The sequence below is a fragment of the Candidatus Dependentiae bacterium genome, assembly GCA_026389065.1.
In the GTDB taxonomy this organism is placed as follows: Bacteria; Babelota; Babeliae; order Babelales; family Chromulinivoraceae; genus JACPFN01.
Map to the genome: position 1 here is coordinate 1 of JAPLIP010000057.1, position 9,696 is coordinate 9,696.

The 9,696-nt window shown below is 34.2% G+C and carries 11 protein-coding genes; 4 read left to right on the top strand and 7 right to left on the bottom strand.

Annotated elements, in window-relative coordinates:
- A partial coding sequence (locus NTU89_04110; GenBank protein ID MCX5923714.1) for a hypothetical protein occupies window positions 1-1,251 on the top strand: 1,251 nt, incomplete at its 5' end.
- A gap of 23 nt (window positions 1,252-1,274) precedes the next feature.
- Here the strand turns inward: NTU89_04110 and atpA are convergent.
- Genes atpA through NTU89_04145 form a run of 7 tightly spaced genes read right to left on the bottom strand, consistent with a single transcriptional unit; the run spans window position 1,275 to window position 5,988 of the window.
- Window positions 1,275-2,777: a F0F1 ATP synthase subunit alpha gene (gene atpA / locus NTU89_04115; protein ID MCX5923715.1), complete on the bottom strand. Its 1,503-nt coding sequence runs from the start codon at window positions 2,775-2,777 to the stop codon at window positions 1,275-1,277.
- A gap of 1 nt (window position 2,778) precedes the next feature.
- Window positions 2,779-3,327, bottom strand: a complete 549-nt coding sequence (gene atpH / locus NTU89_04120) for an ATP synthase F1 subunit delta (protein MCX5923716.1) — start codon at window positions 3,325-3,327, stop codon at window positions 2,779-2,781.
- A gap of 5 nt (window positions 3,328-3,332) precedes the next feature.
- Window positions 3,333-3,815 carry a hypothetical protein gene (locus NTU89_04125; GenBank protein MCX5923717.1) on the bottom strand — a complete coding sequence of 161 codons (483 nt, stop codon included), beginning with the start codon at window positions 3,813-3,815 and terminating at the stop codon, window positions 3,333-3,335.
- Complete coding sequence (locus tag NTU89_04130) at window positions 3,812-4,198, bottom strand: hypothetical protein (protein ID MCX5923718.1); 387 nt, start codon at window positions 4,196-4,198, stop codon at window positions 3,812-3,814. Before NTU89_04130 ends, NTU89_04125 begins: the two co-directional genes overlap by 4 nt.
- A gap of 21 nt (window positions 4,199-4,219) precedes the next feature.
- Window positions 4,220-4,468, bottom strand: a complete 249-nt coding sequence (gene atpE / locus NTU89_04135) for an ATP synthase F0 subunit C (GenBank protein MCX5923719.1) — start codon at window positions 4,466-4,468, stop codon at window positions 4,220-4,222.
- Window positions 4,469-4,526: 58 nt separating this feature from the next.
- Entirely contained in the window at window positions 4,527-5,258 is a 732-nt protein-coding gene (locus NTU89_04140; GenBank protein MCX5923720.1) for a deoxynucleoside kinase, read from the bottom strand.
- A 43-nt stretch (window positions 5,259-5,301) separates the two neighbouring features.
- On the bottom strand, window positions 5,302-5,988 hold the full coding sequence (locus tag NTU89_04145) for a deoxynucleoside kinase (protein ID MCX5923721.1): 687 nt from the start codon (window positions 5,986-5,988) through the stop codon (window positions 5,302-5,304).
- Window positions 5,989-6,100: 112 nt separating this feature from the next.
- Here NTU89_04145 and NTU89_04150 point away from each other — a divergent pair, with 112 nt between their 5' ends.
- From NTU89_04150 to NTU89_04160, 3 genes are all read left to right on the top strand, one after another.
- On the top strand, window positions 6,101-7,780 hold the full coding sequence (locus NTU89_04150; protein MCX5923722.1) for a hypothetical protein: 1,680 nt from the start codon (window positions 6,101-6,103) through the stop codon (window positions 7,778-7,780).
- A 21-nt stretch (window positions 7,781-7,801) separates the two neighbouring features.
- Window positions 7,802-9,028: a hypothetical protein gene (locus tag NTU89_04155; protein ID MCX5923723.1), complete on the top strand. Its 1,227-nt coding sequence runs from the start codon at window positions 7,802-7,804 to the stop codon at window positions 9,026-9,028.
- A partial coding sequence (locus NTU89_04160) for a helix-hairpin-helix domain-containing protein (GenBank protein MCX5923724.1) occupies window positions 9,029-9,696 on the top strand: 668 nt, incomplete at its 3' end.

Sequence of the window (9,696 nt, forward strand, 5' to 3'; positions counted from 1 at the left end):
CTTAATACACTAACCCTAACCGCATTAAATGATCCAGAATCTTTAAAAACTATGGACCTTAATCAGCTCAGAGATATTTTGTCTAAGATAGAAACAAGAATTCCAGAAGAAAACAAGCTATCTGGGTTTCTTTTTGGTGGTCTAAAAAGCGGCACATTCATCAAAGATTTAGAATCCTTAAAAACAAAAGTGTTGAACGAAATTAAGAATCCAAGAATACAAAACGATTTGTTGCAAAAAATGACCCTTGAGAAAGATAAAAAAGATACAGAAAATAGAGCTGCTCAAAGAGAAGCTGCATTGCCAGGAACCATTCAAGGCTATCTTTCTGACTCAAGCTTTGAATCAATCAATAGCCTGCCAGGGCAAAAACCTTCTGAAAAATTCACTCCGCAAAACATTGCTGACCAAAAAGCAACCGTTCTTGAAAGTCAATTAACAGAGCTAGATAAAAAACCAAATAAAACACCTGAGATAAAAACAGAAATACAAACAATCAAAACAGAGCTACAAACTCATAATCAAGGCCTCCTAAATGACGTAAATAACAAATTAGAAACTGCTAATGCAAAATTAGATTCTATAATAAGAAAATCTCAGGAAGCTATTAAAAACGATAATCAACACGCTAGACAAGTCCTTACCAATGAAATAGCTAGAAATAAAAACGAGCTTAAAAGCCTAGCTGAATCAATTGACGAAAAACAAAAAGATTTCAAAACAACAACAAATGATCTACGTCAGTTAAATAATAATCTTGATGAAAACAAAGAAACAGCACAAGAGGTCTTAAGCAAAATTAATGACTTAACAAACAATCCTGGCAGTGATCCAAAACTAATAGAAACCAATCAAGGAATTTTACGCAATCTTATCGAAGAACAAACAAGCCTTAAATCAAAAATACAAAACCATGAAAAAGCTTTAATTTTAAACCAAGAAGATGTTTTATCATTAACCTCTGACCAAAAAGAATTGTCTAGCCAAATAGAAAATAAACAAGCTAAGCTAGATGAGTTGCCAACAGATGAATACTTCACAGCTCTTGAAACAGAAAAGGTAAAACTCTTAAAAGAAATTCAACAACTCACGAAAGAAAGATCTGTTTTGTCAGACAAATTAAATCAAGATGCGCCAAGTAAGCCGATTGCTCCAAAAGTAGTTACACAAGAAGAAAAACCAAATAAAAACTTCACACAAAGCGGCAAACTGTCTACAAAGTCAACCCTTAAAAGAATGGCTAAGCAATAAGCGATTTGTACAAAGTTTATTTTTTAAGCATTTTGTTTAAAAAGCTGTGCAAATTCAGACGTTATAACTTTAAGCTTTTCAATGGTAGCGTCTGATACATCTTGGCTTCGATTAATTTCTTCGTAGACATCTGGATACACAGATGCAACATAGCTTGTGCTTTTTGCAACGAAAGAAGAAACATCTTTTAATGGGATGCTATCTAAAATATTCGACCGTAGCATAAATAAAATAATTGCTTCATCAACAAGTGAATAATGCAAAAATTGCTGTTGTTTTAAAATTTCAACAGCTACCGCTCCACGATTTAACTGTTTTTGAGATATTTCATCCAGCTCTGTTCCGAATTGAGCAAAACTTAACAGCTCGTTATACTGCGCTAGATCTAAACGAAGACCTTTTGACATTTTTTTAACAGCTAAAGTTTGAGCTGCCCCACCAACGCGTGAAACAGAAAGTTCAACGCTGACAGCAGGCCTAATACCCTGTTTAAACAGTTGAGCATCTAAAAATAACTGACCATCGGTAATTGATATTAAATTTGTTGGGATATAAGCAGTTATATCATCTTCTTGAATTTGAATAATTGGAAGCGATGTAATTGAACCACCAGATTTTAAACAAGCAGATCTTTCTAAAAGTCTTGAATGCAGGTAAAACACGTCACCTGGATAGGCTTCCCGACCAGGAGCACGACGCATCAAAAGAGACATTTCACGATACGCAACAGCATGATTAGTTAAATCATCATACACAATTAAAACATCTTTGCCCTTGTGCATAAAATATTCACCAAGTGCGGTGCCAGAATAAGGAACAAGATACTGATTTAAAGCAGCTTCGCTTGAATCAGCACTTATAACAATGGTGTAATCAAGCGCTTCATGCTCATCTAATTTGCTAACAAGTCTTGCTAAGTTACCTTGGCGCTGACCAACTGACACATAAATACAAATGACATCTTTGCCCTTTTGATTCAAAATGACATCGATTGCAAGAGCTGTTTTTCCTGTGCTGCGATTTCCAACAATTAATTCTCGTTGACCTTTTCCAATAGGTATTAAAGCATCAATTGCTAAAATTCCTGTTTGCAAAGATTGTGTGATTGGCGTTCTTTCAACAATGCTTGGGCAATCTTGTTCAACATAACGAAACTCTGTTGTAAGAATCTCGCCAAGTCCATCAATTGGTTTTCCAAGCGCATTGATCACACGACCAAGCATAGACTCACCAACTGGAATTTTTAAAGCTTCACCAGTACGCGTTACGACTTCACCCTCACAAACAGCGATCGTTTGAGATAAAACAAAAATTGAAACAAAGTCATCACTCATATTTAAAATGATTCCATTGTTTCCACCCTCAAAAGAAACAAGCTCTCCATAAATAGCATCCATAAGTCCATAGACCTTACAAATCCCATCTCCAACTTGAACAACCACACCAACTTCATCTAGTTTTTTATGTGGCTTATCTTGTAATTCTTTTTGCAATAAGGAAACTAATTCTAGATCTCTTGTGTTCATATTATCCCTCAATCAACAATTTCTGACTTAATTTTCTTAATCGTGCTGCTACCGAATATTCCCATAAAAAAATCTCTGATTGCATGCGAACGCCAGCAATCAAAGACTCGTTTATCTGCATACTGCTTACAATGCGTCTGCCAGAAAGTTTTTGAAAAAAAGTTTCAAATTTTAATATTTCAGACTCTGTAAGTGGTGTTGCTGACTGTATAGTTACCTCTAAAATACCATGGAATGTAACATACAAGCAGCAAATATCTTGTAAAACTTGGGCAAAATATAAAAGGCGTTTATGCCTTATTAAAACTTCTACTAATTTTTTTAATGTTTGATGCAATGAAAAATGAGAAAATATTTCATCAATCAAATCCTGTTTTTTATCTTGCATCTTAGCGATAACGCTAATAAGTGACATGAAATTATGATGCCTTCTAAAAAAAGAAACTGCAGATTTCATATTTTCAATATCGGCCAATGATAATTCTTGTATATATTCACGAATATAAGCCTTGGCATACTGTTTTGCAACTAGTGACTGTGAATATCTCATATCAATTATCCCTGTAATCCATCCAGAATTTTGCTGATATATTCATGACCCAACGAGCTATCTTCTTTAAATTTTTTCTGTAAATCCTGCGTTGTATCCATAATAATTTTTGGAAGTTCTGCTTTCATAAGATTACGTCGCCCAAATGATTGTAACTTAAAATGAGCACTATCGTTAATTTTACTTTGTCTTGTCGCGCAATCTGCTTTTCTTTTAGACGCGGCTAAAGTAATTTGCCGATCCCAAACTATAAACTTTTCTTGCATCGTCAAAAAATCTTGCTCTTCTTCTTTCATTCTTTTTACAACATCTGCAGACTTTTCTCGCCACATAGTGTACTGCTGACGCAGAGAATTTATCTCAAACTTTTCTTGACCAATTTGTTGTACAATTTTACCGACAACGTAATACCGAATAACATAAATTACCAGGCCAATGCGAAATGCAAAATTTAAAAGATTAAAGATTTCATCAACTGAAAAAATCATATCTTAACATCCGACAAAACACCTTGTAACATGACAGATATTTCTTTTTTTTCTTTGTCAGACAGCTTTAAATCTTGCATAGAAACCTTATGCACAGCCTCTGCTCCAAGCAAAGAACCTTCCGTTTGGCAAAGTTTTTTAGAAAAATCAGGAATCATCTGCTTTAAAGAATCTTTCATAAAACTTCTCTGACTTTTTTGCTGGATTAACACTTGTTGCTGTTGAATATAAGCTGTATCAATTCTTTGATTTAATAAGTCTAGACGAGACTCCTGAGCAAGAATTATATTAAAAGCAGGAACGAACACATACTTTCGCAGTATAAAATAAGCTACTGCGAAATTACCCATTTGAACAAAAAGCGTTAAATTTGGAAGATCCATAATAATTTCTACAAATTAAATTTAGATTTTATTGATTACAATTAACGCGATTATAAAAGCATACAATGCGCATGTCTCAACAAGGCCCATCGAAAGAAGCATAGTCATTCTAATTTTAGACGACGATTCAGGATATTTTCCTATATTCTCACAAGCCTTAGATCCGATCATTCCTTGAGCTAAAGACGGCCCGACCGTGCCAATACCCATTGCTATTGCCGCCCCTACAAAAACTGCAGCTTTAGCGTATTCGCTTATATTTGCATCCATGTTTTATCCCTTATCTTTGTTATACTTTATAACGGTTCAAAAGCTATTTTAAATATTTTCACTTTGTAAGATCAATATTCCCATTAATCTTTAAAAAATCAAGAATTTGTCGCACAAAACTTTGTTGCACAGCTTTATCATCTCTAAAATTCAATGATCCATCCAAGATTAAAACAGGAATATCTTTTAATTCTAAGCACGAACTTTTATGAACCAACAAGCTTTCATGATAATCATGTAGCCTTTGTAAATAATCTAAGCTCACTCCAGACTCTTCGCCACGAGCCCTATGCTTCATGCGATCCATGCAAACTTCTGGCTCCACTCGAAGATATATAAAACCAACGGGCTTTGGCGCTCCAACAATTCCAAAATCCCATAATTCTTGAACAACGGTTAGTGATAAATTGTCTAAAAAACCCAGATCATACATAATTTGCTGAAAACAGTACCTGTCGCAATACCAAGATCTTTCCATAATTTGTAAAACATCTGCATTAAAAGATTCTGCTTGTTGTTTTCTGACCCTGGTCATACTTGCGTATATTTGAAACAAAGCACCCCAACGCTGACTATCTTGATAGTAAGCCTCTAAAAGATTTTTGCCTGAAACATTTTGCCACTCATCACATGGCTCTAAAGTAACAGTTGCTGGAATATTTTGTTCTATCATTTTTAAAAAAGTAGACTTACCAGCGCCAATATTTCCTTCTACAAAAAGCAAAGCCGGAATTGAAAAGATCGATGAGGTAAAAAACAAAACAGAGATGAGCAGATTTTTTTTATACACCAAAAGTCCTTTAATAAATTGTTAATTCTTTGATTTAGTATACCTACATTTTGGCAATAAAATCTTTAATTAATTGCAAATATTGCTCTTGCATATTTTTATTTGCCGCAAAATCCTGTGAAAAATCAAGAATCAATTGAGGAAGGCTTAAAACATAATTATCTACGCCTTTTTTTCTTTCAAACCAATCTTCATGCTTATCTTCAATTGCTTTTAAATAGCTTAAAGAGATTGGCTTTTCTTCAAACCTACCCCTACTCATTATTCTTTTGTAACAATTTTCATAGGAGGTCTTTAGATAAATAAATCCTGCTGGCTTTTGAATGACTCTAATGCTTTCTCGGTCCCACAACTTTTTATACAAAGACCATTCTAACGCGCTGATCGTTTCAATTTCTTTTGCAACTTGAGCAAAACAATATTTGCCAGAATATATTGATCTTTCTACTATTCGAATAGCTTTTGAGCCAAAATCTTGATTGTCTTTTAAGAGTTGATCAACCCTGGTAATCAAAACATAGCTTTGAAAAGTATATGCCCATCTCTTTTCATCTAGGAAAAATTGCTCTAATAAATCATTTCCATCAACATCTTGCCATAGCTCAGTTGGCTCATAAAGAACATGCATATCAAGATTATCCTTTAAGAAGCGCAAAAATGTTGACTTGCCTACGCCTACATTTCCTTCAATAAATATTGTTGGTATTGATTCATTGTTTTGATCACTCATAAGCATCCTTTTTTATAAAAACCATCATGTTTATATCAATTTAGAATGCTACTCGAAATACGAGCCAAGCTCCACTTTTGCCTTAATTTAAAAAACATAGTAGGATTGAAAAATGAAAAGAATGTATTTATTGAATTACAAAACGGTGAACATGAATTTTTTAAACTATAAAAATAGTATTTCAAATATTACGTTGTCCATTTTTTTAAGCGCTGCGCTTTTTCATTCTAATGCAACATATTCAATGGATTTTCAAGATGATGAGTTTGATTTTCTTTGCAACTCAATTTCATCTGATGATCTTGCAACGTTGCGATCATGCGAACCTGGCGAAGCTGCAACTATTTTAAGCATTTTAAATCTTGTCAAATTTCCACAAATCTTAAATCAAGATTTTTATATCAAAACATCTGTTCCGGTAAACAGAAACTTAATAAATTATCCAAGCTTTCAAATTTGCACTTATCAACAGCCAATACCTGATCATCTTTTTACTTTCCATGCTTTTTATAATCAAACATGCCAAAAAGCTTTTACATGCAATGAACCTCACAAACCAGGCACTAAAATTGGATCTTACTTAAACATTCAAAATGCTGATTACATTGCCGCACTTAACTCTGCATTCGAAATACTTCCGCCAGAATTTTCAAAAGTTAAAAACTTAAATTTTCCAGATGTATTCAGACTTATGTCTCGTGGACGACTTGAAGAAAGAAGACTTGGAATAATGAACCATTATTACCAACAGCTCAGCGAAAAAGCATACTTTGAAGCAAAGATTCCATTTTTCTGGATGGTGAGAAATCTAAACTTTACTCCTTTAGAAAAAGATCAAATCAGAGAGCAATTTTCAGCGTTCGAAGGATCAACGTTTGATTTAGATGAGTTTGCAAAAAAACATTTAATTTTTGACGCACTCGGAAGCGGAACTCTTGAGCTAAGCCTTTGTAAAAAAGTTTTTGAAAGACCTGAGTGGAGCTTTGATGTTGGAGGATCTTTATATCTACCAACAGACTGTCAATTTGCTCGTGGGCTATACGGGACATACATTGAACCCCACAATGATCAACCCGTCTTTAATGTTTGCGATCTGATAACAATAACTCCAACTATTGGTTTTGCTCCAAATGGAAAAGAAGAGCTGTTAAATTATGTCACGAACGCAATTGATCAACTATCATCAATCCTTTTACAATGCCCACTTGGATACCAGCAGTCTTTAGGTATAGGACTAAAATTAGCGCCATATTGGACAATTCATGAGGGACTACAGTTCAATGGGATTTATATTCTTGAACTTTTCTTACCGCATGATCAAAAAAGATTTTTCATTCCAAATCAAACCGAGGCTCCTTTCTCTGAAATATTTGCCGAATCAACTTTATCCGACACCGATAAGCTCGCACTTCTTGAAGCGACATTAACAGACCGCCTTTTCCCTTTAGTTTTTCCAGCCAAAGTACTTCCTGGATTTATTATTGATTCAACATCCTGCCTACAAAAATCATATAAAGGATGGGATTTTTCTCTTGGATATAATGGTTGGTATCAATATCAAGAACAGTTCCTATCTATCAAATGTCCAAGCGTTAAATTTATGGAAACATTAAACATTGCAAAATCAGTAACACCTGAATCATGGTCTATTAAATTATTTGGCAAAGTACATCGCCTTTTTACAGGGCCACGTCACGATATGTCACTTGCTCTTTTTACAGATATAACCGTTTATAATAATTCACTCGGTAACGATTTTACCGTTGGCCTAAGTTATGATATAAAATTTTAATATACGAAATGGACAAAATCTATGAAAAATAAATTAATTTTAGCTCTCATTTTATGCCCATTATTTTCATTTACATCACATAAACTTTCAAGTCCATTCTTAAAAGCTGCTGACAATGCAGGAATGTTTAATGATCCTGTGTACAGAATCTTAATGGTTAGAAAAACAATAAAAGAATTTATTACGGGAAAACTTATTTGGAAAGGATTGGAATGCAACCTTCCTATCGTCGACGATCAATCGAATTCTTTACACGCCTCTGTTAATGTCATTTTAAAGCGTCCTGAGCTTATTTTTGGCGCCACTTTTGTCATAGTTTCACCAGATCATGAACACTTATTTGATCTTGTCGCGCCATCACAGCAAGCTGCTGTTTCACTTTTTATCCAAGACGTAAAAAGCAAATCTTTAATTAATCGATATGTAGAAGTTGATTATCATGCTGTACCAACAGGCACGTATGCTCTTCATCCAATAACAGGAAACAGGCTTCCTTTGTTTATATCTGATTACTCTCTTGAAGGCTTTGACACAAGAACGACAAATTCTCATATGGCAATTCCAGCACATGATATAAAAGATTTCACCTTTGCACACCAACACAACTTAGAAATAAAACAAGTCTTAACATCTCCAGATGAAGGAAAAGCTTCAAGTCCTCAAATAGATAAACACTCTGGACAACTTACCTCTGCCTACACTTCAGAATTTGAAGATTCTATTGTTATAAATAGTGGATTTATAAATGGACCAATTGTTGGAGCTGCTGATAAAATAATTGCATCATTTAGCCAATCTAAATTAGGTACAGCTTATAGCAAAAATGTTTTATATGATCTTCAATCAAAACTGTATTCTGTAAGTGATTTGCAAACAATTGAAGCGGCATTACAACAAGAACATAAAAATTTATCTCAACAACAAAAAGATGCTTTATCTATTGCTATGATACAAGTTCAGTCAGATTTCTTGGGACTTGTTGAGCATTTTCTTGCAAGCGCTAAAGAAACAAAAGAACTTATGGCAGAGCTTATCGAAGAATCATGTACACTTCGTAAAAATAATGATTGCTACTTGTTACAATGGACTAGACTAAAAACGTCACAACCAGAACGAGTTGTTTTCAAAAGAGACATTAAAACATTTAACACATTTGTAAAATTTTGCACAGACCTTTTCGACTTCCTTGGTGATTTTGCAGCAAGCTGTCCAAAAGCTTTAGAATATTTAAGAAACTTAAGAAAATAAATGACCTCCCCTCAAAAAGATCAATTAACTGGAATTATTGACCGGTTTCTGTTTCAAAATGCAGAAACCGGTTTTACTATATTTATTCTACAAGCAAAAAAACAGGATGACGCTACGGTTACTGGAACTTTTGCAAATATTCAAGTCGGACAAGAAATTCACATTGAAGGAGCCTGGAACTTTCATGCAAAGTTTGGTAAGCAATTTCAAGCAACTACTTATACCACCTCACTTCCAACATCCATTTTAGGAATCAGAAAATACCTTGGCTCTGGATTTATCAAAGGCATTGGAAAAGTATATGCCGAAAAAATCGTTGATCTCTTTGGTGAACAAACTTTAGAGATAATTGACCAAACTCCTGACAAACTATTTCAAGTAAGCGGGGTTGGAAAAAAACGAGTTGAGCAAATTAAACAGTCTTGGACTGATCAAAAATATGTTGCAAAAATTATGGTCTTCTTGCAAGAAAAAGGCGTCACTTCAACCTATGCAACAAAAATTTATAAAAAATATGGCCATGATTCTATTGCAAAACTAACACAAGATCCATACCAGCTAACCGAAGATATTTGGGGCATTGGATTTAAAACCGCTGATAAAATTGCACAAAATATGGGTTTTGCAACTGGGTCCGTACAAAGAATACAAGCAGGTGTTTCTTTTAC